Below are 24844 nucleotides of genomic sequence, written 5' to 3' on the forward strand. Positions count from 1 at the left end.
CTCTCCTTCCCTTACGCCTCATATTTAGCAAACTGCTTCAAGAATCGAATATCGTTCGTATAGAAGTGGCGGATATCATCGACGCCATACTTCAGCATCGCAATTCGCTCCGGCCCCATTCCAAATGCAAAGCCGGTGTATTTCTTGGAATCGAATCCTGCCATTTCAAGGACGTTAGGATGAACCATCCCCGCTCCTAAAATTTCAATCCAGCCAGTCCCTTTGCATACACTGCAGCCTTTTCCACCGCAGATTTTGCAGGAGATGTCCATTTCAACAGATGGCTCCGTGAAGGGGAAGAAGCTTGGACGCAATCTGATTTCCCGATCGCTGCCGAACATTTTCTTCGCAAACACTTCCAAAGTACCCTTCAAATCTGCCATTGTAATTTTTTCATCAATGACAAGCCCTTCGATTTGCATAAATTGGTGGGAGTGGGTTGCATCATCATTATCTCTTCTGTAAACTTTGCCGGGGCAAATGATTTTGACTGGACCTTTCCCCTGATGCTTCTCCATCGTTCTCGCTTGAACGGGGGAAGTATGTGTGCGAAGGAGAGTATCTTCCGTGATATAGAAGGAATCCTGCATGTCACGCGCCGGATGTCCTTTTGGCAGATTCAGCGCTTCAAAATTGTAGTAGTCCTGTTCTACTTCAGGACCTTCTGCAACCTGATATCCCATTCCAATGAAAAGATCTTCGATTTCTTCAACGATTCGTGTCAAAGGATGATGGTTGCCTTGTTTGACAGGTCTGCCCGGCAGGGTTACATCGATTGTTTCTGATTCCAGCTGTTTCAAGACAGCTTCCTGCTCAAGCCTGTTTAATTTTTCATCCAGTTTTTCCTGGATTGCGCTTCTGACATCATTGGCGAGCGCCCCCATTTTCGGACGTTCCTCAGCAGACAGCTTCCCCATTCCGCGAAGCACTTCTGTGATTGGTCCTTTCTTGCCAAGATAAGCGACTCTTATGTCATTAAGGGATTTTAAATCCTCAGCATTCTCAATTTGGCTGATTGCCTCATTTTGAAGCTCCAACAATTTTTGCTCCATCTTACTTCCTCCTTAAGATAAAAATGAAAATAAAAAAACCCCGCCCCTAAAAAAGGGACGAGGATATGTATCGCGGTACCACCCTTGTTAGCAGAGAAAAACAAAAAACCTGCTATCTTCATTGAAATAACGGTCTAGGCCGCAGCACCTTTACACTTTAAAGCGGTCCCGGTGCTGACTCGGGAGGTGAACTTCGCCTGGGCTCGCCATGGAATCACTCTCAGTCTCGGCAATTCCTTCCTGAATGGCAGTTTTCCAGCTACTTTTCTCCGTCATCGTTCTAATTATTATGCAATTATTTTTTTATTATATTACTTTCAATGCGCCATTTCAAACCTTTTTCCAAAAAGGGGCTCATCCTCTTAAATAATACATCAAGATGCCTGCAGCAACAGCTACATTCAAGGACTCGCTTTGACCGTGTATTGGGATATAAAGATTCTTATCCGTCTTCTCTAAAAGGTCCTTCGAAACCCCGCTTCCTTCATTCCCGACGATCAAGGCAAAGGTGCCGTTTGCCGGTGTTTGGCTGAATGGCTCCCCATTTTCAAGTGATGTACCGTAAACCGGCAGTCCATGACCTGAAAAATCCTCAATCCATTCCGCAATGCTTCCCCTTACTACGTTTAAATGAAAGTGGCTTCCTTGGGCTGAACGCAGAACTTTAGGATTATATAAATCAGCACTTCCTTCACCAAGGATGACCAAATCGAGTCCTGCCGCATCTGCAGTCCGAATCATGGTCCCAAGATTGCCCGGATCCTGCACCGAATCAATCATCAATACTTTTTTCACAGAAGATGCATCCACATTGGTTTTTGGTTCAAGGCATACAGCGAAGATCCCTTGCGGAGACTCTGTATCTGAAATCGCTTTGGCAGCATCTTCTGATAAATAGGTGATGGAGATTTCGTTAAGATCCCACGCATTCGGGATATCAATGTCTTGGAGTGCCATCAACTCCACTACAGTCCCCTGGTGTTTGAGCGCTTCTTCAACCAAGTGAAATCCCTCAATCAGGTACTGGCCCGTTTTTGAGCGTTCTTTTTTGGTCAATAGCTTTTTCCATTGTTTGACCTGTGGGTTTTTGGATGATTGTATAAAATTCAAGTGTGTCGCACCTCTCACAATTCTCTTATTACCGATAGTCCATTATACCGTATGTTCCATACATAATAAAACCAATTCGAGAAATGCTAAATATAGGAGCGTTCACTGGCACATGGATTCATTAAGGGTGAACGGTTCATTTATACAAAATAGCGAGGTGCATTGTTCATGGGCTTAAATTTGCGGAACGCCATCATCCACAACGTTTCTGGCAATAATCAGGATCAGCTAAAAGATACTATCGTTGATGCCATCCAAAGCGGCGAAGAAAAAATGCTTCCCGGCCTTGGCGTACTTTTCGAAGTTTTCTGGCAGCATGCAGATGAAAACGAAAAAGCCATGATTCTGGAAACATTGGAAGAAAGCCTCAAATAATCCGGCAAATTAAACTTAACGAAAAAGGAAAGCCCGAAACGCGGCTTTCCTTTTTCACTTTGATGATTCTATTCAAATTTAATGTTATGAACCGTATCTTTATCAAGCTTTTTGATGACTTCTGTGATGAGTTTGACTGCATTTTCATAGTCATCTCTGTGAAGCATCGCTGCATGAGAATGGATGTATCTTGTGGCAATCGTAATGGCAAGGGATGGAACACCGTTTACCGTTACATGGATGGAGCCTGCATCTGTTCCACCGCCTGGGATAGCGTCGTACTGATACGGGATGCTATGCTCATCTGCCACATTTACTACGAAATCCCGAAGTCCTTTGTGGGATACCATGGAAGCATCATATAGGATAATCTGAGGCCCTTTACCCATTTTGCTCATGGCTTCTTTTTCAGAAATTCCTGGTGTATCACCAGCGATGCCCACATCTACAGCAAAGGCGATATCCGGCTTGATGACAGCAGCAGCTGTCTTAGCACCGCGAAGACCAACCTCTTCCTGTACGCTTCCAACTCCATAGACTACGTTTGCATGGTCGGCATCTTTAAGATTTTTCAACACATCGATGGCGATGGCACAGCCGATGCGATTATCCCATGCTTTAGCGAGAAGCATCTTTTCATTATTCATGACAGTGAATTCAAAATATGGTACGACCATGTCGCCAGGGCGTACACCCCACTCCGCTGCTTCTTCCTTGCTCTGTGCGCCGATATCGATGAACATGTCCTTGATTTCAACTGGTTTCCTTCTTGCTTCTGCCGGAAGGATATGAGGAGGTTTGGAACCGATGACGCCGGTTACATCTCCTTTATTCGTCACGATCGTCACACGTTGTGCAAGCATGACTTGAGACCACCATCCACCTACAGGCTGAAAGCGAAGGAATCCTTTATCATCGATTTGCGTCACCATGAATCCGACTTCGTCAAGATGGCCGGAAACCATGATTTTAGGGCCGTTTTCATCCCCTGACTTTTTAGCAATCAAACTTCCCAATCCATCTGTAAGAATTTCATCTGCAAATGGCTCTATGTATTTTTTCATCACTTCCCTGGGTTCTCTCTCATTTCCAGGTATGCCTTTTGCATCTGTTAAATCTTTCAGCATTTCCAATGTTGCATCTAATTTTGTCATTCTTGTCCCCCCATTTTTATATCTGAATATAGTGTCATTATACTAAAACACTTTAAAAAGTACAAAAATTCAGCCATTTAATATCCTTCATGCTGGCGCCTGAAATTAATTTCATTTTTCTTCTTATAGGCTGCCTCCACTTCCAGAGGAGTGAAGCCCAGTGTATTTCCCAATGAAAAATATGCCTGGAGAAGGGTATCGTAATGAGCAAGATCTCTATTCTTGCCAAATTCATTTACAGAGTTGTAAATAAAAAGAAAAGCCTTAACAGGATCATCACCCTGTGTGTCTGAAACTTCAATGGAAAACTTTTTAGTATCAAAGCTTTTAATAATGCCAAGCGACAGTATAAAGTGTACTCCGTCTACAAACTCTTCGAGGATGGTGTCTTTTGATGAAGCCGGCTTCGAACTCCAAAACTTAAAGCATCTCGTTTCATTTGCAAGCTCGCCAATCTCCACTAATAGGGCCAGCAGCTTTTGCTGAAAGAGGTCTGCACCTTCAATCCCTCTTTCTTTTTCAATAAAACCATCCAACTCTTTTTGCATTTTGAATAAGGATTGAATATCCATAGCAGCACTTCCTTTCAAAAATCCTGAAAAAAACGTGAAACTTTTTTCTTTCTTAATCGTAAATGATGCATGATCATTGGTAAAGGAGGCCTCAACTGATGTTATGGCTTTTTCGCTTCATCATTATTGCTCTTATTCTTTATTTATTGTACAAAGCTTTTAAATTTATCACAGATCCGAAAAGGAAGCTGGAGCTTGCCCATGAAAAGAAAGAATACTTTTTTTACGACCAATTGGGAAATGTAAGGAAAAATTTCCTCCTTACCTATAAAGGGGTTTTGTTCGAGGGTGAAAAATATTTAGGCACGACAGAAGATGCCTTTGATGTAGTATCCATATTTGTTTGGCCGCGAAACCCAGATCAGCTTGCCGGGTTGAAAAGCGAAGACTTTTTATTCCTGGAAAGCGAGATCTCCGGGGCGTACCCACACGCCAAAATCGACTGGAAAAGCCCCATAAAAGAATTCATGGAAAAGCACCGGTCATAGGGATAAAGGAAGGATTTCAATTCATTGTTGATTGAAATCCTTTTTTGAATAGAATCAATAAAGCCAAATCCAAAGCCCCCATATATATAACGCCGCTTCAATAATTGCAAGCAAAGGAAATCCCCATTTAAATTGAGTATGCTTCGTTTTATGCCTGAACATGTTCATTCCCGCCGTCGTTCCGATTGCACCTCCCAAGAATGCTGCCTTCCATAGACTGCTCTCCTTTATCCGGTACTTCCCTTTTTTCGCCCTTTCCTTATCCACTTTCATAATAATCAAGCCAAACAGATTGATAAAAATGAGATAACAAATAATCACGATCGCCAACATAAATTCTCCCCGATTCCATTCTTTAATTCATGATATAGAAAAAGCCATTCCCTTATTGAAAGAGAATGGCTGAAGCTTCAATTACTTCTCAAGTTTAGCTTTTGCTTGGCTAGCAAGTTCTGCGAATGCGTTAGCATCAACAACTGCCAAGTCAGCAAGCATCTTGCGGTTCACTTCTATGCCAGCAAGCTTCAAACCATGCATTAAACGGCTGTAAGAAAGACCGTTGATGCGTGCAGCTGCATTGATACGAGTGATCCAAAGTTTACGGAAGTCGCGTTTTTTCTGGCGACGATCGCGGAAAGCATAGTTTCCGGATTTCATAACTTGTTGGTTAGCAACTTTGTATAATGTATGTTTGGAACCAAAATAACCTTTGGCTAATTTAAGAACTTTTTTACGACGTCTGCGAGTAACTGTACCGCCTTTTACACGTGGCATATCTTTTCCCTCCTAATGTTTAAAGAAATTACTTGATCATGTCTAACATATGACGAATACGTTTGAAATCACCTTTAGAAACAACGGCAGCTTTACGAAGCTTACGTTTTTGTTTCGTAGATTTATTAGCGAATAAGTGGCTTGTATAAGCGTGGGAACGTTTTAATTTACCAGACCCAGTCTTTTTAAAACGCTTTGCTGTGCCACGGTGAGTTTTCATTTTTGGCATGGTGTATTCCTCCTCAATCCATTACTTTTCGTTTTTAGGTGCTAATACCAAGAACATGCTGCGTCCGTCCATTTTCGGCTTCGATTCAACTGTAGAAACGTCATCACATGCTGCAGAAAAACGATCCAATACGCGTTGGCCGATTTCTTTATGTGTGATCGCACGTCCTTTGAAACGAATGGACGCTTTTACTTTGTCCCCTTTTTCAAGGAACTTGCGCGCATTGCGAAGCTTCGTATTAAAGTCATGTTCTTCAATAGTTGGGCTCAAACGCACTTCTTTAAGGTTGATGATTTTTTGGTTTTTACGAGCTTCTTTATCTTTCTTTTGCTGCTCAAAGCGATATTTACCATAGTCCATAATACGGGCTACTGGTGGTTTAGCATTTGGAGCAACCAATACAACGTCTAAGTTAACGCGTGCTGCAATTTCAAGTGCTTCATTCTTTGATTTAATACCTAATTGCTCGCCGTTTTGGTCAATGAGACGAAGTTCACGGGCACGGATGCCTTCGTTTACCATCATGTCTTTGCTAATAATTAGCCACCTCCAAGGTTTATTACCGAATACGTGGTTTGGGTCAAGATTGTCTTGACACATTTATTGAACAGGTATTTTAAACATAAAAAAAGTGCGGGTTAGTAGAAGAACCCGCACCATGTCATTACGAATAGCGTAAGAATTACATTGAGTCGACCTGCCAACTGCATATGTGCGTCAATCAGGCGAGAAGCGGGTGCTTCTTCTTTTACCACAAACTAGTATTCAATTTACCTTAGTTACTATATCATATGCATATTTCTATGTCAAATGATCGCTTCATTTCACAACGTTACTAATATTATCAGACAAGTGTGTCCTGCGCAATAGTTTTTTTTGAAAATTAACGTTTCACTTCTTTTAAGACAGAATCCAAGAAGTCAGCAAATGGCATCGTTTCGGATTTTTGCTCGCCATATTTACGTACATTGACGGCAGCATTTTCAACTTCCTGATCTCCGACAACAAGCATGTACGGAATCTTCTGCATTTGTGCTTCCCTGATCTTATAGCCGATTTTTTCGTTTCGCTCATCCAGTTCGACCCGAAGTCCTGCAGCTCTTAATTTTCCCTGCACTTCTTTTGCATAGTCGAAATGGATTTCAGGAGAAACAGGGATGACCTGCACTTGTGTTGGAGCAAGCCATGTCGGGAATGCCCCTTTATATTCTTCTATCAGGAATGCAACAAAACGCTCCATTGTGGAAACAACTCCACGGTGGATGACAACCGGGCGGTGCTGCTTGCCGTCTTCGCCGACATAAGTTAGGTCAAAACGTTCAGGAAGCAAGAAGTCGAGCTGGACTGTAGAAAGCGTTTCGTCCTTTCCAAGCGCAGTGCGGACCTGGACATCCAATTTCGGACCATAGAATGCCGCTTCCCCTTCTGCTTCGAAGTAGTCCATGCCAAGTTCATCCATGGCTTCTTTCAACATGAATTGTGCACGTTCCCACATTTCATCGTCATCAAAATATTTTTCCTTATCCGCAGGATCTCTGTAGGAGAGGCGGAAGGAATAGTCATCAAGGCCAAAGTCTTTGTACACTTCAAGGACAAGCTGTACTACACGTTTGAATTCCTCTTTAATCTGGTCTGGACGGACAAAGATATGGGCATCATTCAAAGTCATCCCGCGCACGCGCTGCAGCCCTGCCAATGCGCCTGACATTTCGTAGCGGTGCATCAGTCCAAGCTCCGCTATGCGGATCGGCAATTCACGGTAGCTGTGGATGTCGTTTTTGTAGACCATCATATGATGTGGACAGTTCATAGGACGGAGGACGAGATCTTCATTATCCATTGCCATCACCGGGAACATGTCTTCTTGATAATGGTCCCAGTGTCCGCTTGTTTTATAGAGATCCACACTTCCCATGATCGGTGTATAGACATGGTCGTAGCCCAATCTTTCTTCTTTATCGACAATATAGCGTTCGATGATGCGGCGGATTGTCGCACCTTTAGGAAGCCAAAGCGGAAGCCCCTGACCGACTTTTTGGGAGTTAGTGAATAGATTCAATTCTTTCCCCAGCTTGCGATGATCGCGCTCTTTCGCTTCTTCCAGCAGGCGGAGATGCTCTTCAAGGCCTTCCTTATTGAAGAAAGCAGTTCCGTAGATGCGCTGAAGCATTTGGTTGTCGCTGTTCCCTCTCCAGTAAGCTCCTGCAATGCTTAGCAGTTTAAATTCTTTGATTTTATTTGTTGAAGGAACATGGACTCCACGGCAAAGGTCAAAGAATTCACCCTGCTCATAGATTGTCACTTTCTCTCCTTCAGGGATGGCCTGAAGCAATTCCAATTTATATTCATCGCCGATTTCTTCATATATCTTTTTTGCTTCATCCCTGGAAACCTCTTTGCGGACGACTTCCAGATTTTCGCTGACAATTTTCTTCATTTCTTTTTCGATCTTTGGAAGATCTTCCGGTGTTATGGAAGTATCAAGATCGATGTCATAGTAAAATCCACTTTCAATGACAGGACCGATTCCTAATTTCACTTCAGGATATAAACGTTTGATAGCCTGAGCCATTAAATGGGCTGTACTGTGTCGCAGGATTTCAAGCGCTTCCGGACTTTTCGGTGTAATGATTTCAATTGATCCGTCAGCAAGGATCGGACGGCGGAGATCATACAACTCCCCATTCACTTTTCCGGCCAGTGCCTGCTTTTTTAAACCAGGGCTGATGGAAGCCGCAATATCTTCAGTCGAAGAGCCTTTAGGGAATTCCTTTTCCGCTCCATCAGGAAATTTAATCATCATTTGTTCTGACATTGTTTCCACTCCTTTGTAAATATCCTAAAAAACACAAAAAACCCGTCCCTAAAAAAGGGACGAGTTGTATTAGCTACCCGTGGTTCCACCCTAGTTCCCATCCACCCCGATAAAAAGGGTAAACGGCTCCAGATACAGATAACGGACTGTCATACCGCCAGCTCTTACTAGCATACAATCGTTCTGAGCTGAAGTTCAGAGGTGGTAAGCATTCGATTCGTGTTAGGAAGTTCCCAGCAACCCTTCCCTCTCTGTAAACCGTAAGAGAATACCCTTATCCTCATCATAACCTTTGTGTATTGAATGTTAATATGTACAAAATTATAGATGGTTATGTTTAGAAAATCAAGTAGTCGAATAATTTAATATTCATTGAGCAGAGGCATTCTCTTCAAACGATTTTTTCTCTTCCCAGAATTCACTTTTCGAAAGGATGCAGACCCTTTCCTCAAATATTTTCAGGATGGTTCTGATAAGGCCGTGATCTTTATGATCGGTATAAATGAAGATGACATTCGGAGCCATTGAAAGGAGCGGAGCAAGTGTGTAAGAATCAATATAGACAGGATGATTGGTCAAGAGCCTTTTATCCAGCATGGCCATGATTTCTTGCCGAGTCATCATTTCAAACCGTTCAGTGTAGAAGAAAGGTTCTTGTTCGAACAGAAGATGTATTACGTTTATTTTCGGATCCTTCCTCCCTAAATATTCCCGCAGCATATTCGTAAACGCCTGATATTCCTGTTCCATTTTATACTCATCAATGGCAAGTTCAACATATTGCACCATTCGCTCCATGTACTTTTTTAATCGGAAGCGAATGAATGAATCAAAAGAGATAGCATCACTTTGGTCAAATATTGATGAAAGTGCTTCTTCTATGACGTATGCATCATCCATCGGTTCAAGCAATGATGTCAATTCCTCCCGTTCTCCACTCAGCATCTCATGGACGATGGCGAGGATTTCCCCCTGTTCTTCTTCTTCGCTGTAAAAAAATTGATCTTCCAAAATCCCTCTTGCCCAATCAGCCCTCTTTTGGAAAAGCAAGAATTCCTTCATGATATTTTTTGCCTGTTCATGATCTAGTTCATCTATATGAGTCATTAATATGAAATGTTTTTCATTCTGGAACAGCGTTTCGTGATACCATGAAGATTTTGCATGCTCTGACAAGCATTGCTGGAATTTCATGACATCCTGCCATTGTTTAAAAATGAATTCCACTCCCATTCCCCCTCTATGCAAAATCCCTGCTTTATATATATGGGAAGCTTGGACAGTTTAGAAGTTTTGTATAGAGAAAGAAAAAATGCCCATTCTGCATGAATGGGACATTCTTTTCATAGCGTTATATTCAGTTTCTTCGATTCGGTCCATTGACAAGGACTGGTTCTGCCAGGTACTTGATCCTTTCCATTACTCGGGCTGCTTTCAGTTTTTCTTCTTCCCCGCGCTGGGAATAGGTCAAGTGATATTCAAGGCCCTTTAGATCGAAATTGGATGTAAAGAACGTAGGCAGATTCTCGAGCATGCGGAACTGCAGGATGGAGCCGAGTACTTCATCCCTGATCCAGCTGGACATCGTTTCAGCCCCGATATCATCAAGCATTAGTATAGGCGCCTTTTTCACTGCATCCAGCTTTTCATCGACCGTATGGTTCCCAAGGGACTGTTTGATTTCCCTGAAAAATTCAGGCACATATACAATGAGGGAAGGAACATGCTTTTCTGCCAATTCGTTGGCTATTGCTCCAAGGAGATACGATTTCCCGATTCCGAAGCTTCCGTAGAAATACAGTCCTTTCACTTTCTTGCCGCGTTCATATTGCGCGACAAATTTATCAGCAAGTTCGAATGCATGGACCCTTTCTGCTGTATCAAGCTGATAATCAGCAAGGGAGGCATTTAAAATATCCTTTGGCACATAGATGCTTCCTATAAGTTTTTCCGTCTTCTGCTTCTCATCATGGATGAGTTTCTTTTGGCATTTATGATATTCAATGTCGATCACATTTCTGTTCAATACAAGCTGCGGCTCATATCCTTCCATCATGTTTTTGCATTCCGAAAGGCTTGGACAGGCCCGGCATTGCTTGGACTGAGAAATGAATTCGTACAATTTCATCATACTTTTATCTACTACTGAACTATTAATGACATCCGAATGAGCATGAAAAAAAGCTTGGACTTCTTTATTTTCCATGATTTCTTTTTTCATTTGTTCGTATCTTTGCTGAAAGCCATTGCTGCTCGAAAGCCTCTTTAGCGTATCATTGATTCTCTCCATGAGTACCCCTCCTTACTTTTTATATTTTTCCTGCAGTTTCTGCAGCCTCTGCCGCTTCGCTTCCAAATCCGTATCATCAGGAGGCGGGGTTGATTTTTGTTCTTTCTCTCCAGCAGTGTCATTAAACCAATCAGGAAGCTGCTCCGTACGGGTAGGTTTTTTCCGGCGCACCGTCGACGTTTCTTTCTTCCCGCTTGCCCAATCCTGATACTGTTTATGCTCCTTCTTCGCCAAGTCCATGGCATCCTTGACCGTTTTTATATTCTTCCTTGCCCAATGGGATGCAATCTTCTCCATATAACTTTTTGAAAGCTTCATGTCCGTCTTCAGCATCACATATTGAATAAGAACATTGACGACGCCTGGAGGGAGATTTTGATTCAACAGGACTTCCTCCACAGCCATCAGATCTGCTTTCGATGGCTGCGCGCCTTTCGATATATCCGTCAACAACTGGCGAGGGGACGTATTTTCAAAATATTGGATGAGGCGATCTTCTTGCTGATCTGTCCCTGAACTTTGGAGAAGAGCCGGCTGCATTCGATCAATGAGCTGCGGCAATGGCTCCCCATTCTCCATCTGATACCAATCTCTTGCCGCTTTTCTCAAAAGTTCAATATCTATTTCCTGATCATTTGTAACCGCACTGATCACAACTTTTTTCATATCAACTGCATTGATCCTGTATAGAAAAGCGAGTTTTTCTATGGCGGACCTTGCCTTTTTGGTCAGTGCCTTTTTAGGCAGGATGGCTTCCTGCAATCCTGCCAGCAAAAGATCAAAATCAAATTCATAATCCTTTGCATTAACTGTTTCCGCAGGTTTCCTGCCGATATACTGTTTGGATTGCTCCAATCGGCTGTCCTCGAAGGCTTCTTCGTCCAGGAATTGCTGCTGGTTTCCTGATGAGAAAACATCCTGGAATTCCCGAGTGATATCCTTATAGTCTGCACCATCGAATCGATCATCAGTGAAAAACTGCTTCAAACGAAGAAAATGATTCTTTCCCAGTTTACGATAAAGATAGACGTTCAACATGCCGTCCGAAAAAAAGGCTTCCGGCGAAAGCGGTGGCTGCAGCTCATATATAAATGAACGGTCTTCACCATTCTCTTTTACAAAGACTTTTAAAAGTCCGATACCTTCCAATTTCAATCGGGCTTCATAGATGTCAGTCAAATTCAAGGATAGGAGGTTCATTAAGTGATAGTGGCTGCTTTCGATAGCCCATAAACGGTTCTCCTCGACCTGGTTCCAAAGAGTCATATAAAGGCTGTAGCAAATGGGGCCGATCAGCGGCTGATATAAAAACGAAATGACTTTCCGGTCATATTCATGAAGCATCCCGTTTGAAGCGGCCTGATAAGCATCCACCGGCTTGATTTCATTCCAATATTGTTTCATTCCCACCATCCTCACTTATATACAAAAGAAAAAGGACGGCTCTTCCGCAAACCAGTCCAAATCCCCAGTATGTCATCCGATTCTAAAATTTTCAGATTGCAGTGGAAGATTCCGGTATGCACTGTGAAGAGTCAGCCCTGAAATCAAGAACGTTCTTTTTTTATTAAATCTTTTAGTTCGTCCAGAAAAACATTGATATCCTTAAATTGACGGTATACGGACGCAAATCGTACATATGCGACTTCATCCACCGAAGCTAGCCGGTCCATGACCATTTCGCCGATGTCGTCTGACTGGATTTCAGAAGCACCATTGCTTCTTAGCTCTTTTTCAATGCTGAAAGTGATTTCTTCCAGCTGCTCCAGTCGAACCGGACGTTTTTCACAGGCCTTGATCAAGCCTCTAAGGATTTTATCCCTGCTGAACTCTTCCCTCATCCCCTCTTTTTTGACTACAATGAGCGGTGTTTCTTCCACTCTTTCAAATGTAGTGAAACGAAAGGAACAAAGTTCACATTCACGTCTTCTTCGTATGGAAAGACCATCCTCAGCGGGTCTTGAATCAACAACTCTTGTGCCATTGTTGTGGCATGAAGGGCATTTCATCCAATCAGCTCCGATTTTTTCATGATACTTTTATCTTATTAAAAAGTGTGGACTTAGGCAAGATGCATATTCAACCTGGTCCGAACCCATTTTCGAATCACTTTTTGCCCAAATAAGGGAGTATCTTGTCCAATTCCCGATAAAAAGAAATAATTTCATTTTTCATGGAAGGATACGGACCGGTTACCTTCGTTTTTTCATATGTCAGTTTAAAATCCACTGCCGTCTCAAAGGGCCTCACCGTCACAACAGAGGCGATGATGAAAAATGGTTCGCTTCCCTTCTTCATGAATCCCCATTCCCCATGTTCCTTTGAATGAGAAACAGCCTCGTAGACATCCTTTGAAAAAAGCTGTCCGACCGCTTCATAGGCTTTGTCGAATGAAGTCCTGTAATAATGCGTCTCTAAAGACGGATCGATATGATGCTCTGATGTTTCACATTGATGTTGAAAACGCTGCAGTACTCTCCCAAAAAAACTCACTGTTTGTCCTCCATAAAGAAAATCTTTTAAATATTCTACCATAAAAAAAAGCCGGCTCAAAGGAGCCAGCTTGGATATTCTCTTAAAGTGCCTGTGATTGTTTAACTTGTACAGGACCCATTCCACGAGGCAATTCAATTGTCTCACGAGTTTGGGCACCCAGCGCTTCTGCAATATAGTCAGCAGCAATATTAGGATCTAAATCGCCGCAAGTGTACACATCAATACTAGCATAACCATGTTCAGGAAAGCTGTGAATTGTTAAATGAGACTCAGAAATGATGACTACACCGCTTACGCCTTGTGGTGCAAATTTATGGAAAGCCACTTCTCGGATTTCAGCACCGGATTTAAGTGCTGCATCAACAAATGTTTTCTCGATCATTTCTACATTGTTTAATTTTTCGAAGTCACAACCCCATAATTCAGATATTACATGACGACCCATTGTTTCCATTGATCGTTTCCCCCTTTAACTTAATTATTTTGCGATCATTAAAACAACTTAACTGTTAACTACCACGGGGGAAAGTTAGTCCAGAGAGGTCCTAACCCTTTAAGTAGCTATATTCCTCCTTGAGTCAACTCAAGAAGTTCACGAAAAATAGTATACTTTGTTTGATTTTTTTTTGCAATAACATATTTTATTTTTTTTGCGCCTTATTTTGCTCGGACCCAATAAAATACCACAGTCGCAGGGACTGTGGTATCCATTTAATATTTTTCGCCCTTCGAACTTTTTAGACTGCTTTTAGCTCTGCAGTCTTCTTCATTTCACTGGCCACTTTCTTAGCAAGATCCACCACTCGGCAGGAGTAGCCCCATTCATTGTCATACCAAGCAAGTACTTTCACTTTTTTTCCGTCCATCACCATTGTGGAAAGTCCGTCGATGATGGCAGAGTGAGGATTTGTATTAAAGTCGATGGAAACCAATGGTTCCGTGGTGAATTGAAGAATGCCATTCAAAGAACCGCTAGCAGCGGTCATGAACGCTTCATTTACCGCATCTACTGTAACTTCCTGCTTAAGATCCACAACTAGGTCGACGAGTGAAACGTTTGGTGTAGGAACACGAAGCGCCATTCCATGCAGCTTGCCTTTAAGATGCGGAAGCACCAAAGCCAATGCTTTTGCTGCGCCGGTTGTCGTTGGGATGATCGATTGTCCGCAGGCACGGGCGCGGCGAAGATCCTTATGTGGATTATCTATATTTTTTTGGTCATTTGTATAAGCATGCACGGTTGTCATTAATCCATTTTCGATTCCAAACTGTTCATCGAGAATCTTTGCCACAGGTGCAAGGCAGTTTGTTGTGCAGGAAGCATTTGAAATAATGTCATGCTTCGACAGATCTAATGCGCTTTCATTTACTCCCATGACAATTGTGATATCCTCATTTTTGCCTGGAGCGGTGAGGATGACTTTTTTTGCACCGGCTTCCAAGTGAAGCGCCGCTTTATCACGTGAATTAAACTTGCCTGTGGCTTCGATGACAATATCAACGCCAAGCTCTCTCCAAGGCAGTTCTTCCGGATTTCTATGATTGATTAATTGAATGCGCTTACCATTTACCACTAAAGCATTATCTTCATGGCTCACATCGCCATCAAATATTCCATGGTTTGTGTCATACTTAATTAAATGGGCAAGAGTTTCGGCCGGATAGCTCGCATTGATCGCTACAATGTTTAAACCGCCCTCTGAGATTGCTTTCCTGAAAACCATTCTTCCAATACGTCCAAAACCATTTATCGCGATATTTGCATTCATTATAAGGATCCTCCCACATAAATGTTATACTTATTAAGCGAATTAACTGTGATTAGTATAACATAATCAAGGAAATATGTAATGATTAAATTGTGGATTTTTTATTAAAAGCATAAAAAAAGCCTTTTGACCATCTCCATCAGAAATGGTCAAAAGACATTATATTAAGGGGTTAAATTCCAGCTTCCCAGGATGTCTGCAAGCTGGGATTCAGTGTGATCCAGCGATTGATTATTATCAATCACGGCATCTGCCAATTCTACTTTTTGTTTCAGGGGCATCTGTGAATGAATTCGTGCAGATGCTTCACTCTCTGAAAGTCCATTTCGCTCCATTAGACGATGAAGCTGGGTCTTTTCGTCCACATAAACAAGAAGGACTTTGTCTGCCATATAAGTCAGTTTACTTTCAAACAGCAGGGGAATATCCAAAATGATGGTATTGCTTCCATTTTGGATGTATTCTTCCTTCTTGCCATTCATCCAGCTGCGAACGGCCGGGTGGACAATTCCATTGAGAGTTTTTCTTTTTTCATCATCATGAAAGACAATGGAGCCCAGTTTTGCACGATCCAGCATGCCATCCGGCTGTATGACTTCTTGCCCAAAAGCTGCTTCGATTTCTTCCAGGGCCTTTTGCCCAGGTTTAACTGCTTCCCTTGCTGCAACGTCTGCATCAATGATCGGAAAACCTCGCGCTTCCAGCATGCGTGATACGGTGCTTTTCCCGCTTGCTATCCCGCCGGTCAATCCAATGATTACCGTCATGGCCAGCCACTCCTAAATTTTTAAGATTCCTATTAATATAAGCAAAATCCCAGGTAAAAAAGACATTCTTTGAACCCAGCTGACGTGGGAGAATATCTTTCCGATTTTCATTCCGCTGGTCACGAATAATAAGCTCATGACCGCAACAGTCAAAGCGAGGATGAATGGAGAATAGCCGAGCATGGCAGCTCCAAATCCTGCTCCAAAAGCATCAAGTGACAGTGCGACTCCCAGCATCAGCGCCTCGATTCCGGTAATGGTGCCGGATTGGTCAAAGTCTGCACTCGTCGGTTTTTTTAAGATCTGGATGACCACTCCAAGAGAACGGATTTCAAAATTAATAAGTGTTTTTTCTTCTTCCTGCTGCTGATCCTGGCGAAAAAACTGGAACAGCACCCACGCCCCAAGCATTACAAGGATAAAACCTCCTGCCTGATTGGCGATATGAGGGGAAAGGAAGGATTCCACTAAATTGCCTAAAAGCATGGCTGCCAACAATGAAGCAGCAGAACAGCAGGCAATGATGATAATGGATTTTACAGGAATATGCATCTTTCTCAGTCCATAGGTAAGACCTGTGCTGAAATTATCGAGGCTGACTGCAAGAGCCAGCAATATCAGTGATAGTGAGAATTCCATGGTGATACTCCTTCCAATTCACAATCGATAAGATAGTATATGGAAGGAGCTAGCCCACTGTTAAATATTCCATCAATGAATCATTTTTTGGCAATTAGGACAGATATGGGTCCCTCTCCCGGCAGTCGAAAATTTTTCAATCACAGAACCACATTTTTTGCATTCTTCACCTTTTCGTCCGTAGACAAATAATTGCAGCTGGAACATTCCGATCTGACCCTGGGAGTTCAAATAAGATCGAATCGTGCTGCCCCCTTTATCCACAGCCTCCTGAAGGGTCAAAATCGTTTCATTCCTGATTTTTTCCACTTCGCTTTCAGATAGGCTGTTTGCTTTTCTTTCAGGATGTATGCCTGCACGGAACAGGACTTCATCGACGTAAATATTTCCGAGCCCCACAACAGCAGTTTGATCCAAAAGTACGGCTTTGACCACTCTCTCTGTGCGTTGGAGTCGTCCAAAAAGCCATTGTGCGGTAAATTCTTCAGAAAAGGGTTCAGGGCCAAGTTTATTCAATGGCGCCTCCATCAGTTCTTTTCCCTTTGGAAATAAATGCATGGTGCCAAATTTGCGGACATCTTTATATCTTAATTCTGTTCCATCCGTAAATGTGAAAAAAACATGGGTATGAGCATCAATGGGATCTTTTTGCTGAAACAATCCATATTTCCCCTCCATACGCAGATGAGAAACAAGGGCATAATCGTCTAAATAGAAAATAAGAAATTTTCCTCTTCTCCCGATGGAATGGATTTTCTGACCCTTCAGCAAATGGCAGAATTCCTGGACATCATCGGGCAGCTTGATTATTTTGCCCCATTCCACTTTTACCTCTCCGATTGTCTTGCCGGATATAAGTTCAACAAGTGTACGCCGGACTGTTTCTACTTCTGGAAGTTCAGGCATTGCCTATTCCCCCCTTGCTCTATTTTGCGTCGTACCAGGTCGGTCCGTAGGAGTAGTCCACCTTTAATGGAACTTTAAGTGATATCGCATGCTCCATGACGTCCGGTACAATTTCCTTCAATGCTTCAACTTCTTCTTCAGGGGCTTCGAAGATTAATTCATCGTGCACCTGCAGAAGCAGTCTTGTTTGAAGCTTTTCAACTTTTAGACGCTTGGCCATTTCAATCATGGCAAGCTTGATGATATCAGCCGCACTTCCTTGGATCGGTGTGTTCATAGCCGTTCTTTCAGCAAAGCTTCGCAAGTTGAAATTCCTGCTTGTTATTTCCGGAATGTATCTTCTTCTATGCAGCAGTGTTGATACATAACCTTTTTGCTTTGCCTCTTGGACAACATCTGCCATATATTCTTTCACCCCTGGGAAGCTTTCCAGGTATCTATCAATGAATTCCCCTGCTTCTTTCCTTGTAATCCCCAGGCTTTGCGATAAACCGTAGTCGCTTATTCCGTATACAATTCCGAAGTTGACTGCTTTAGCCTGCCTTCTCATATTTGAGGTAACTTCCTCTTTTTTCACATGAAAAACGTCCATAGCCGTTTTCGTATGAATGTCCATATCTTCATTGAAAGCCTCAATCAGTTTTTCATCTCCTGCGATATGAGCCAATACCCGGAGTTCGATTTGAGAATAATCGGCTGCAAACATGACCCATCCCTTTTGCGAAGGAATGAATGCCTGGCGGATTTTTCTTCCCTCCTCCAAACGGATCGGGATGTTTTGAAGATTCGGATCTGTTGAACTCAGTCTTCCTGTCTGTGTAAGAGCTTGGTTGAATCGGGTATGCACTTTGCAAGTGTCAGGATGTACGACCTTCAGCAGCCCTTCAATATATGTCGACTGGAGCTTGCCCAACTGACGATAGTGAAGGATTTGACGTACGATTTCGTGTTCCGGCTCCAGTTTTTCAAGCACATCTGCAGAAGTGGAATAACCGGTTTTCGTTTTCTTGATGACTGGCAGACCCATTTTTTCGAACAATACAACGCCCAATTGTTTTGGGGAGTTGATATTGAACTCTTCCCCAGCCATTCGAAAAATCTCTTCTTCTATTTGTTTAAGCCTCGTGCGCAGGTCATCTCCCATATCTTTCAACCGGTCAACATCCACTGAAACGCCTTTGGCCTCCATTTCTGCCAGGATAAGGGATAGAGGCAATTCTAACTCTGTAAATAATTCAAATTGTTCATTCTGCTTCAATTCTTCCTCGCATTTATCAGCAACAGCTGAAAGTCCTGCAGCTTTTCTGGCAATATGCTCAGCGGTTTCCACTTCTTCAGGGACCTTTCTCTTTGCCCCTTTTCCATAGACAGCTTCATCCGATTGGATATCATGGAAGCCATGACGCTTGGCAACTGAAGCAAAATCATCTGCAGATTCAGAAGGATTCAAGATATAGGAAGCAATCAGCAGGTCAAAATCAATCCCGTTCAATTCAACCCCTTTTAGCTTGAGGGAGACGGCTGATTTTTTCGCATCATAAACCTGTTTAAGCTTCTTTTCATCTTTAGCCCAATCTTTGAATTTTTCTGATTGCAGGGCGGTTTCAGCAGAAATGAAATAATTCCCGTTTTTATTGCTTAACCCAAGCCCGATGATTTGGCCATGCTGATAGTTATCTTCAAGGATTTCAACATACAGGGCTGCACGGTCTGTCAAGTGGTCCTCTCCCAGGTCTTTTACGATTTCAAATGAGAGATCCTTGATTTCTTCTTGTACAGCTTCCCCTGCTGTTCCCATTTTTTCAAGAAGGGTATTGAAACCCAATTCTTTATAAATGGATACGACCTTGTCCACATTCCATTCATCATATTGAAGGTCTGAAACGGACAATTCGACAGGCGCTTCCCTTGTAATCGTTGCAAGCTCCTTGCTCATGATGGCCTGGTCCTTGAATTCTTCCAGTTTTTCCTTAAGCTTCTTGCCGCTCACTTCATCAATGGAGTCCAATACTTTTTCAAGTGAATCAAATTGGACCAAAAGCTTGATTGCTGTTTTTTCACCAACACCCGGCACCCCTGGGATGTTGTCTGATGAATCCCCCATCAATCCTTTCATATCAATGATTTGGTGAGGAGACAGTCCATATTTTTCTTTAATGTGTTCCGGTGTATATTCTTCTATCTCAGTAATTCCCTTTTTGGTTATGGCAACGGTAGTTTTGTCTGAACTTAACTGAGTCAAGTCTTTATCTCCAGATATGACCTTCACATCAAAGCCGTCTTTTTCAGCTTGAAGGGAAAGTGTGCCGATGATATCATCAGCCTCATAATTTTCAAGTTCATATCGTTTGATTTGATAGGCATCCAACAATTCGCGGATGAATGGGAATTGTTCAGATAGTTCAGGAGGGGTCTTTTGCCTACCGCCTTTATATTCTGTGAACGTTTTATGCCTGAAAGTTGTTTTTCCTGCATCAAAGGCAACCAGCAAATGGGTAGGTTTTTCCTCATCTAAAATTCGCTGAAGCATCATCGTAAAGCCGTACACTGCGTTCGTATGTATTCCTTTATCGTTATTCAGTAGCGGAAGTGCAAAAAAAGCACGATAGGCAATGCTGTTTCCGTCAATCAATACAAGTTTCTTTTTCGTTTTACTCAAATAAACTACCTCCCGTATATTGGAGTTGTAATAATAAAAAAAGCCGTTAATTTCCCATCTTTATTTTATCATGTTCAATAAAGAAAAGGAAAATAGCGGCTTATTGATTGTTAATTGGAATACCCCTGCAGCATCCGTGCATAAGGCGAATCAGCAGGAAGGACGATGACAGTCTTTTCGTTGATGGTTTTTTTGTACGATTCCAGGGTCCTGAATAATTGATAGAACTCAGGATCTTTTGAGAAGGATTGATTATAGATCTTAGCTGCTTCCCCTTCTCCTTCACCTCTCACCACTTCTGCATCTGCGTTTGCTTTGGAAATAAGCTCCTTCACTTCCCTGTCCGTCTCAGCAATGATGCGGTTTTTCTGAGCATCGCCCTGGGACAGATATTCCTGTGCTTTTGATTCACGTTCAGAAATCATCCGGGTATAGACAGATTTTTCATTTTCATTCGGAAGGTCCGTTCTTTTCATCCGTACGTCCGTCACCCTGATTCCATAATGATCGTTTTTCAAAAGCTCATTCACTTTTTCTGTCACACGATCATTCAGGCTTCCTCTTGAGGAGTTCTCATCATTGATGATTTCATCATAGTTCAACTGTCCCAATTCTGCACGGACAACTGAATAAATGAATTCTTCCATCCTTGTCTCAGCTCCGATGACAGAGCGGGCATTCGTAATCATCATTTTCGGATCGACAATCTTCCATACGGCATAGTTGTCGATGATCATCCTCTTTTTATCTTTTGTATTGATCTCCGCTTCTGAAACATCATAGGACATTTGATATTTCGGCAAAGTAGAAACACTTTGCACAAATGGAATTTTGAATTTGATCCCTGGAGCGTCTTCTATTCTCACTACTTCCCCAAACTGTCTGACAACCTTGTATTCTCCTTCTTTTACAATGAATACATTTGCAAAGAGAATGCCCAGTATGACAATGAAAAGGAGCAGCAGCAAGCCGGATTTCACATATTTTCTCCATTCCATCCCGGTCTTCTGGCTTTCGTTTCTATTCATGATTGTTTGATCATCCATTATGGTGTTCCGCTCCCTTCCTCTGAAACTTTAGGGACTTCTTTCTCGATAGGTTTGATTGGCAGATATTTCATTGTACTGCCTTCATCATTCATAATATAGATTTCGGCATTTGGGAGTACTTTTTCGAGCGTTTCTATGACGAGACGATCCTTCGTTATTTCAGGATTTGTTTTATACTGTTCAAAAAGCTTATTGAATAAAGCAACGTCCCCGCGGGCTGTCTGGATGCGTGCGGTTTTATCCCCAATCGCTTTTGACTTGATGGCATCCTTTTCCCCTTGAGCCTCATTAATGGCTTTATTGCGGTACTTTTTGGCTTCATTGATTTTTGTATTCATCGTTTCTCTTGCATCTGTTACATTTGTAAATGCTTTTCTTACCTCTTGATTCGGCAATTCTACATCCTGTAGCTTAACGGCGAGAATAGAGATTCCCAAATCATATTTCTTAATCAAGGAGGCCAATGAATCCCGGACTTTCCCTTCAATTTCCGCTTTTCCTGAAGTTAGGGCATCATCAATTTTAGAGCTGCCTATGACACTCCTTAAAGAAGCGGATGTGGAATCATACAATAATTCCTTCGGTTTATCGGAATTAAAAAGATATTTTTTCGGGTTGCTGATCTTCCATTGGACAACCAGATCGGCCAAAACAATATTTTCATCCCCGGTGATCATCTTCGTATCATTTCGGTGTTCTTTGACTACCCCATCTTTTTCTTCATAGCCAAACTGAAGACTGAATGTTTCTTTTGATAATTTTTCAACTGATTGTATCGGCCATGGCATTTTGAAATGAAGCCCGGGCTCTACGATTGTGTCTTCCGCTTTTCCAAATGTTAAAATCACAGCTTGATCAGATTCATCCACGGTATACCATGAAGTGAATAAGACAATACCAAGCAAAATAATGGCTGCTGCCAATCCTGCAAGCGTATAAATTCTCTTTAGGCTCATCAGATTCTTCCCCCCTACATGATGTTCAAATGGATATACGTATGTAGATGAGGAAAGTTCCAATAATATGATGATTATTATCATAAAAAAATGAAAAAGGCGTGAACGGGGTATGTTCACACCTTTTTCGGTTCCTTTGATGAAGGGGTTTTCACTTATGATATTATCAGCTCTTTATTAAGCTCAAATAAACGGATTGTAAAGAATCTGTAAAGCTGATAATACTTGACATCTTTTTTAAGAATTCTTGTTTTCTGGAAATTCTTTGTATAAGATGACGGAAAACACAGTGCCTTCATTTTTTTTGCTTTTTACTGAAATATATCCCTTATGAGCCTCAATTAAATGCTTCACGATGGCTAGGCCAAGGCCGGTCCCGCCTGAATTTCTGCTTCTTGCTTTATCCACTCGATAAAACCTTTCGAATATTCTTGGTATCTCTTCTTGCTCAATCCCAATGCCTGTATCAGCAATCTCCACTTTTAATTTTGACCCAAGATCAGAAATCCCCACATGGATGCTCCCCTCTGGCGGGGTGTACATAATGGCATTATTAATCAGATTGATGAATACTTGCTTAAGGCGGAAGTGGTCCCCCTCCATCTCGATATTCTTATCTGAAGAGAAGGACAACGAAACTTTCTTATCTTCCGCCTTGCTGGAAAGAATCGCCATTACTTCTTCCATCATATTGGTTAAATCAAATAATTGGAGATTCAGTTTGAATCCTTGCTGTTCAATTTTCGAAAGGTCCAGCAAATCCTTAATCAATGTCTGGAGCCGGTCGCTTTCATTTAAGATGATGGTTAAGAATGATTTCAGAGTATCCTGATCATTCATGGCACCATCCAACAGCGTTTCAGAGAACCCTTTAATGGAAGTGATGGGTGTCTTTAATTCATGGGACACGTTAGCGACAAAGTCCTTCCTCATCTGCTCAAGCTTTTTCAAATCGGTAATATCGTGGAACACGAGAAGGATCCCGTTCCATTCATCATGATTACCGATGATGGGAGCTCCATATATCTCAAAATGCTTGCGTTCGATATTTAAGGAGAGGACGAGCTGTCTCCGGACATTCATCTCCGTGATAAAGATCTCTTCCACCAGCCTGACGATCTCTTTGAATTTGATCACTTCATAATAAGGCTTGAACATAAAGTCATCAGAATCAAGCGAAAAAAGATCTTGATAGATTTTATTGGACATCGTGATATATCCACGGCTATCGATCAAAATGAGCCCGCTTCCCATATTTTCAATCAGCGTACTCAATCTGTCCTTCTGCATTTCCTGCGACATATCCATTTCCTGCAGATTTCTTGCAAGTTTGTTGATTGCGGAACTGAGCATGCCTGTTTCATTCATTTGCCTCTCAAATGTCCTGGCTCTATAGTTCCCCTTGGAAAGTTCAATGGCGACATTCGTTGCAGATTCAATCGGTTTTGTATAGCTCGTCATGATCCATGTTCCAAGCAGGATGATGACAGCAAGGGCAAAACCGAGGGAAAGGGCTAAAATCAGCCAAATTTGGCCATAGACTTCCTTCAATTGTGTCAGCTTCGTACTGACAATGACGATGCCATCCAGGGAGTTGCCAGGGGATTTTACAGACTCCCAGTAATATTGAGTTTCATCGGATGCCCCCTGCACATGCTGGCCAAGGAAGTCCTGGCTTTTAATTGAATTAAAAAAAGTCCGTATTTCCCTATCGCGTGCGCTACCGCTGTCAAAGAGCTTATCCCCATTTTTGTTAAAGACCGTGATTCTCACAGATAATAAATCGCTGCTGAATTCCAATTGCTTTTTATCCAGTTTATTGATGCCGCCGCCATTCTCGATTTTTTCGGCAAGATGGGACGTATCCATCTTCAATCGTAAATTAAAGGAATCGGTATAAAAATTTTTAAATAACTGGCCGACTAGGATCCCAAGGGAGATAAAAACAATCAAAATCAATAAAATCAGCCAAAACAGAAGTCTCTTTCGGAAACGATTCATTAAGATTTCGGCTCCTCAAGCTTATAGCCCAGTCCACGGATCGTTTTTATATAGGCAGGCTTCTTGGAATTGATTTCAATCTTTTCACGCAGGTGACTGATGTGTACATCCACGATTCTAGTGTCTCCGGCGAAATCATAATTCCATACGGAACTTAACAGCTGTTCCCTTGTCAGCACCCTCCCTTTATTTCTAGACAAAAATAATAATAGTTCGAACTCTTTCGGGGTGAATTCTAATAGTTTTTCCTCAAAATAGGCTTCATACTGTTCCGGATAAATAGTCAAATCACCGATTTTAATGCTCGGCTTCTCTTCTTCCTGCTCTTCCATGAGTTCAGACTGAACCTGCGACCTGCGAAGGATGGCTTTCACCCTTGCAATGACTTCCCTTGGACTGAAAGGTTTTGTCATATAGTCATCCGCCCCAAGTTCCAAACCAAGGACTTTATCAAATTCATCATCTTTGGCCGTCAGCATCAATATCGGCGTCATGATTTTTTTCTGCCTCAATTGCTTGCAGACTTCAATTCCGTCCAAGCGTGGAAGCATTAAATCCAAAATCATCAAATCCGGTTTATGCGAAATGGCCATTTCGATTCCTTCCTCGCCATCAGCCGCTGTCAATGCATCAAATCCAGCCTGTTCAAGATTGTACTTAAGAAGTGTGGAAATTGATTGTTCATCTTCTACTACCAAAACCTTTTTTGACATGAAATCCTCCAATTAAAGCTTTATTAAAAA

General features: G+C 42.1%; 26 protein-coding genes and 2 other annotated features. Of the genes, 2 read left to right on the forward strand and 24 right to left on the reverse strand.

From position 1 onward, the window contains the following. Positions 1-11 precede the first annotated feature (11 nt). Positions 12-1052 carry a phenylalanine--tRNA ligase subunit alpha gene (gene pheS, locus DFR59_RS07945; RefSeq protein WP_114745092.1) on the reverse strand — a complete coding sequence of 347 codons (1041 nt, stop codon included), beginning with the start codon at positions 1050-1052 and terminating at the stop codon, positions 12-14. 354 nt (positions 1053-1406) lie between these two features. Then, entirely contained in the window at positions 1407-2162 is a 756-nt protein-coding gene (locus tag DFR59_RS07950; protein WP_114745093.1) for a TrmH family RNA methyltransferase, read from the reverse strand. A gap of 168 nt (positions 2163-2330) precedes the next feature. Here DFR59_RS07950 and sspI point away from each other — a divergent pair, with 168 nt between their 5' ends. Then, positions 2331-2537: a small acid-soluble spore protein SspI gene (sspI, locus tag DFR59_RS07955; protein ID WP_114745094.1), complete on the forward strand. Its 207-nt coding sequence runs from the start codon at positions 2331-2333 to the stop codon at positions 2535-2537. Positions 2538-2605: 68 nt separating this feature from the next. On the opposite strand, the gene DFR59_RS07960 is transcribed toward sspI, so the two are convergent. Continuing rightward, positions 2606-3691, reverse strand: coding sequence for a M42 family metallopeptidase (locus DFR59_RS07960; protein ID WP_114745095.1), 1086 nt, complete (start codon positions 3689-3691; stop codon positions 2606-2608). Between the two features lie 77 nt (positions 3692-3768). Next, positions 3769-4263 (reverse strand): dUTP diphosphatase, encoded by a 495-nt coding sequence (locus DFR59_RS07965; protein WP_114745096.1) that lies wholly within the window; start codon positions 4261-4263, stop codon positions 3769-3771. 98 nt (positions 4264-4361) lie between these two features. On the opposite strand from DFR59_RS07965, the gene DFR59_RS07970 reads away from it, so the two are divergent. Beyond that, positions 4362-4751 carry a sigma-w pathway protein ysdB gene (locus DFR59_RS07970; protein WP_114745097.1) on the forward strand — a complete coding sequence of 130 codons (390 nt, stop codon included), beginning with the start codon at positions 4362-4364 and terminating at the stop codon, positions 4749-4751. 54 nt (positions 4752-4805) lie between these two features. On the opposite strand, the gene DFR59_RS07975 is transcribed toward DFR59_RS07970, so the two are convergent. The 20 genes from DFR59_RS07975 to DFR59_RS08070 form a co-directional block, all read right to left on the reverse strand. Then, on the reverse strand, positions 4806-5084 hold the full coding sequence (locus DFR59_RS07975) for a DUF1294 domain-containing protein (RefSeq protein ID WP_114745098.1): 279 nt from the start codon (positions 5082-5084) through the stop codon (positions 4806-4808). 81 nt (positions 5085-5165) lie between these two features. Further along, positions 5166-5525, reverse strand: a complete 360-nt coding sequence (gene rplT, locus DFR59_RS07980; protein WP_114745099.1) for a 50S ribosomal protein L20 — start codon at positions 5523-5525, stop codon at positions 5166-5168. 28 nt (positions 5526-5553) lie between these two features. Continuing rightward, a complete protein-coding gene (rpmI, locus tag DFR59_RS07985; protein WP_114745100.1) occupies positions 5554-5754 on the reverse strand; it encodes a 50S ribosomal protein L35 in 201 nt (66 codons plus the stop codon). Positions 5755-5775: 21 nt separating this feature from the next. Next, positions 5776-6279, reverse strand: coding sequence for a translation initiation factor IF-3 (gene infC / locus DFR59_RS07990; RefSeq protein ID WP_245948412.1), 504 nt, complete (start codon positions 6277-6279; stop codon positions 5776-5778). A 94-nt stretch (positions 6280-6373) separates the two neighbouring features. Then, positions 6374-6508: a sequence feature (ribosomal protein L20 leader region), on the reverse strand. A gap of 129 nt (positions 6509-6637) precedes the next feature. After that, complete coding sequence (thrS, locus tag DFR59_RS07995; protein WP_114745102.1) at positions 6638-8569, reverse strand: threonine--tRNA ligase; 1932 nt, start codon at positions 8567-8569, stop codon at positions 6638-6640. 52 nt (positions 8570-8621) lie between these two features. Further along, positions 8622-8865: a binding site (T-box leader), on the reverse strand. Positions 8866-8938: 73 nt separating this feature from the next. After that, on the reverse strand, positions 8939-9796 hold the full coding sequence (locus DFR59_RS08000) for a putative sporulation protein YtxC (RefSeq protein ID WP_158538353.1): 858 nt from the start codon (positions 9794-9796) through the stop codon (positions 8939-8941). A 130-nt stretch (positions 9797-9926) separates the two neighbouring features. Continuing rightward, positions 9927-10859 (reverse strand): primosomal protein DnaI, encoded by a 933-nt coding sequence (gene dnaI, locus DFR59_RS08005; protein ID WP_114745104.1) that lies wholly within the window; start codon positions 10857-10859, stop codon positions 9927-9929. Between the two features lie 12 nt (positions 10860-10871). Continuing rightward, positions 10872-12263: a replication initiation and membrane attachment family protein gene (locus tag DFR59_RS08010; protein WP_114745105.1), complete on the reverse strand. Its 1392-nt coding sequence runs from the start codon at positions 12261-12263 to the stop codon at positions 10872-10874. Positions 12264-12406: 143 nt separating this feature from the next. Continuing rightward, positions 12407-12868 (reverse strand): transcriptional regulator NrdR, encoded by a 462-nt coding sequence (nrdR, locus tag DFR59_RS08015; protein ID WP_114745106.1) that lies wholly within the window; start codon positions 12866-12868, stop codon positions 12407-12409. A gap of 97 nt (positions 12869-12965) precedes the next feature. Continuing rightward, positions 12966-13352: a hypothetical protein gene (locus DFR59_RS08020; RefSeq protein WP_114745107.1), complete on the reverse strand. Its 387-nt coding sequence runs from the start codon at positions 13350-13352 to the stop codon at positions 12966-12968. 82 nt (positions 13353-13434) lie between these two features. Further along, positions 13435-13809 carry an adenosylmethionine decarboxylase gene (speD, locus tag DFR59_RS08025; protein WP_114745108.1) on the reverse strand — a complete coding sequence of 125 codons (375 nt, stop codon included), beginning with the start codon at positions 13807-13809 and terminating at the stop codon, positions 13435-13437. A 283-nt stretch (positions 13810-14092) separates the two neighbouring features. Next, entirely contained in the window at positions 14093-15124 is a 1032-nt protein-coding gene (locus DFR59_RS08030; RefSeq protein WP_114745109.1) for a glyceraldehyde-3-phosphate dehydrogenase, read from the reverse strand. A 164-nt stretch (positions 15125-15288) separates the two neighbouring features. Beyond that, on the reverse strand, positions 15289-15891 hold the full coding sequence (gene coaE / locus DFR59_RS08035) for a dephospho-CoA kinase (protein WP_114745110.1): 603 nt from the start codon (positions 15889-15891) through the stop codon (positions 15289-15291). Positions 15892-15903: 12 nt separating this feature from the next. Beyond that, on the reverse strand, positions 15904-16530 hold the full coding sequence (gene ytaF / locus DFR59_RS08040; protein WP_114745111.1) for a sporulation membrane protein YtaF: 627 nt from the start codon (positions 16528-16530) through the stop codon (positions 15904-15906). 72 nt (positions 16531-16602) lie between these two features. After that, positions 16603-17436 (reverse strand): DNA-formamidopyrimidine glycosylase, encoded by an 834-nt coding sequence (gene mutM / locus DFR59_RS08045; protein ID WP_114745112.1) that lies wholly within the window; start codon positions 17434-17436, stop codon positions 16603-16605. Positions 17437-17455: 19 nt separating this feature from the next. Then, a complete protein-coding gene (polA, locus tag DFR59_RS08050; RefSeq protein WP_114745113.1) occupies positions 17456-20095 on the reverse strand; it encodes a DNA polymerase I in 2640 nt (879 codons plus the stop codon). A gap of 110 nt (positions 20096-20205) precedes the next feature. Then, entirely contained in the window at positions 20206-21141 is a 936-nt protein-coding gene (gene hflC / locus DFR59_RS08055; protein WP_114745114.1) for a protease modulator HflC, read from the reverse strand. Next, positions 21141-22100, reverse strand: a complete 960-nt coding sequence (gene hflK / locus DFR59_RS08060) for an FtsH protease activity modulator HflK (protein WP_211318535.1) — start codon at positions 22098-22100, stop codon at positions 21141-21143. The genes hflC and hflK overlap by 1 nt, the downstream gene beginning before the upstream one ends. A 237-nt stretch (positions 22101-22337) precedes the next feature. Next, entirely contained in the window at positions 22338-24101 is a 1764-nt protein-coding gene (pnpS, locus tag DFR59_RS08065; protein ID WP_114745115.1) for a two-component system histidine kinase PnpS, read from the reverse strand. Next, positions 24101-24814, reverse strand: a complete 714-nt coding sequence (locus tag DFR59_RS08070; protein WP_114745116.1) for a response regulator transcription factor — start codon at positions 24812-24814, stop codon at positions 24101-24103. Before DFR59_RS08070 ends, pnpS begins: the two co-directional genes overlap by 1 nt. Positions 24815-24844: the final 30 nt, after the last annotated feature.

It is taken from the genome of Falsibacillus pallidus (genome assembly GCF_003350505.1).
GTDB lineage: Bacteria > Bacillota > Bacilli > Bacillales > DSM-25281 > Falsibacillus > Falsibacillus pallidus.

What these genes read in the sequence shown, in the direction of transcription:
- DFR59_RS07975 (WP_114745098.1), bottom strand. Translation starts at nt 5,084, where the DNA reads ATGTTGGCGATCGTGATTATTTGTTATCTCATTTTTATCAATCTGTTT.
- DFR59_RS07965 (WP_114745096.1), bottom strand. Translation starts at nt 4,263, where the DNA reads ATGGATATTCAATCCTTATTCAAAATGCAAAAAGAGTTGGATGGTTTT.
- ytaF (WP_114745111.1), bottom strand. Translation starts at nt 16,530, where the DNA reads ATGGAATTCTCACTATCACTGATATTGCTGGCTCTTGCAGTCAGCCTC.
- coaE (WP_114745110.1), bottom strand. Translation starts at nt 15,891, where the DNA reads ATGACGGTAATCATTGGATTGACCGGCGGGATAGCAAGCGGGAAAAGC.
- DFR59_RS08010 (WP_114745105.1), bottom strand. Translation starts at nt 12,263, where the DNA reads ATGAAACAATATTGGAATGAAATCAAGCCGGTGGATGCTTATCAGGCC.
- mutM (WP_114745112.1), bottom strand. Translation starts at nt 17,436, where the DNA reads ATGCCTGAACTTCCAGAAGTAGAAACAGTCCGGCGTACACTTGTTGAA.
- nrdR (WP_114745106.1), bottom strand. Translation starts at nt 12,868, where the DNA reads ATGAAATGCCCTTCATGCCACAACAATGGCACAAGAGTTGTTGATTCA.
- pheS (WP_114745092.1), bottom strand. Translation starts at nt 1,052, where the DNA reads ATGGAGCAAAAATTGTTGGAGCTTCAAAATGAGGCAATCAGCCAAATT.
- speD (WP_114745108.1), bottom strand. Translation starts at nt 13,809, where the DNA reads ATGGAAACAATGGGTCGTCATGTAATATCTGAATTATGGGGTTGTGAC.
- rplT (WP_114745099.1), bottom strand. Translation starts at nt 5,525, where the DNA reads ATGCCACGTGTAAAAGGCGGTACAGTTACTCGCAGACGTCGTAAAAAA.
- dnaI (WP_114745104.1), bottom strand. Translation starts at nt 10,859, where the DNA reads ATGGAGAGAATCAATGATACGCTAAAGAGGCTTTCGAGCAGCAATGGC.
- DFR59_RS08030 (WP_114745109.1), bottom strand. Translation starts at nt 15,124, where the DNA reads ATGAATGCAAATATCGCGATAAATGGTTTTGGACGTATTGGAAGAATG.
- thrS (WP_114745102.1), bottom strand. Translation starts at nt 8,569, where the DNA reads ATGTCAGAACAAATGATGATTAAATTTCCTGATGGAGCGGAAAAGGAA.
- sspI (WP_114745094.1), top strand. Translation starts at nt 2,331, where the DNA reads ATGGGCTTAAATTTGCGGAACGCCATCATCCACAACGTTTCTGGCAAT.
- DFR59_RS07960 (WP_114745095.1), bottom strand. Translation starts at nt 3,691, where the DNA reads ATGACAAAATTAGATGCAACATTGGAAATGCTGAAAGATTTAACAGAT.
- hflC (WP_114745114.1), bottom strand. Translation starts at nt 21,141, where the DNA reads ATGGATGATCAAACAATCATGAATAGAAACGAAAGCCAGAAGACCGGG.
- hflK (WP_211318535.1), bottom strand. Translation starts at nt 22,100, where the DNA reads ATGAGCCTAAAGAGAATTTATACGCTTGCAGGATTGGCAGCAGCCATT.
- rpmI (WP_114745100.1), bottom strand. Translation starts at nt 5,754, where the DNA reads ATGCCAAAAATGAAAACTCACCGTGGCACAGCAAAGCGTTTTAAAAAG.
- infC (WP_245948412.1), bottom strand. Translation starts at nt 6,279, where the DNA reads ATGATGGTAAACGAAGGCATCCGTGCCCGTGAACTTCGTCTCATTGAC.
- DFR59_RS08070 (WP_114745116.1), bottom strand. Translation starts at nt 24,814, where the DNA reads ATGTCAAAAAAGGTTTTGGTAGTAGAAGATGAACAATCAATTTCCACA.
- pnpS (WP_114745115.1), bottom strand. Translation starts at nt 24,101, where the DNA reads ATGAATCGTTTCCGAAAGAGACTTCTGTTTTGGCTGATTTTATTGATT.
- DFR59_RS07970 (WP_114745097.1), top strand. Translation starts at nt 4,362, where the DNA reads ATGTTATGGCTTTTTCGCTTCATCATTATTGCTCTTATTCTTTATTTA.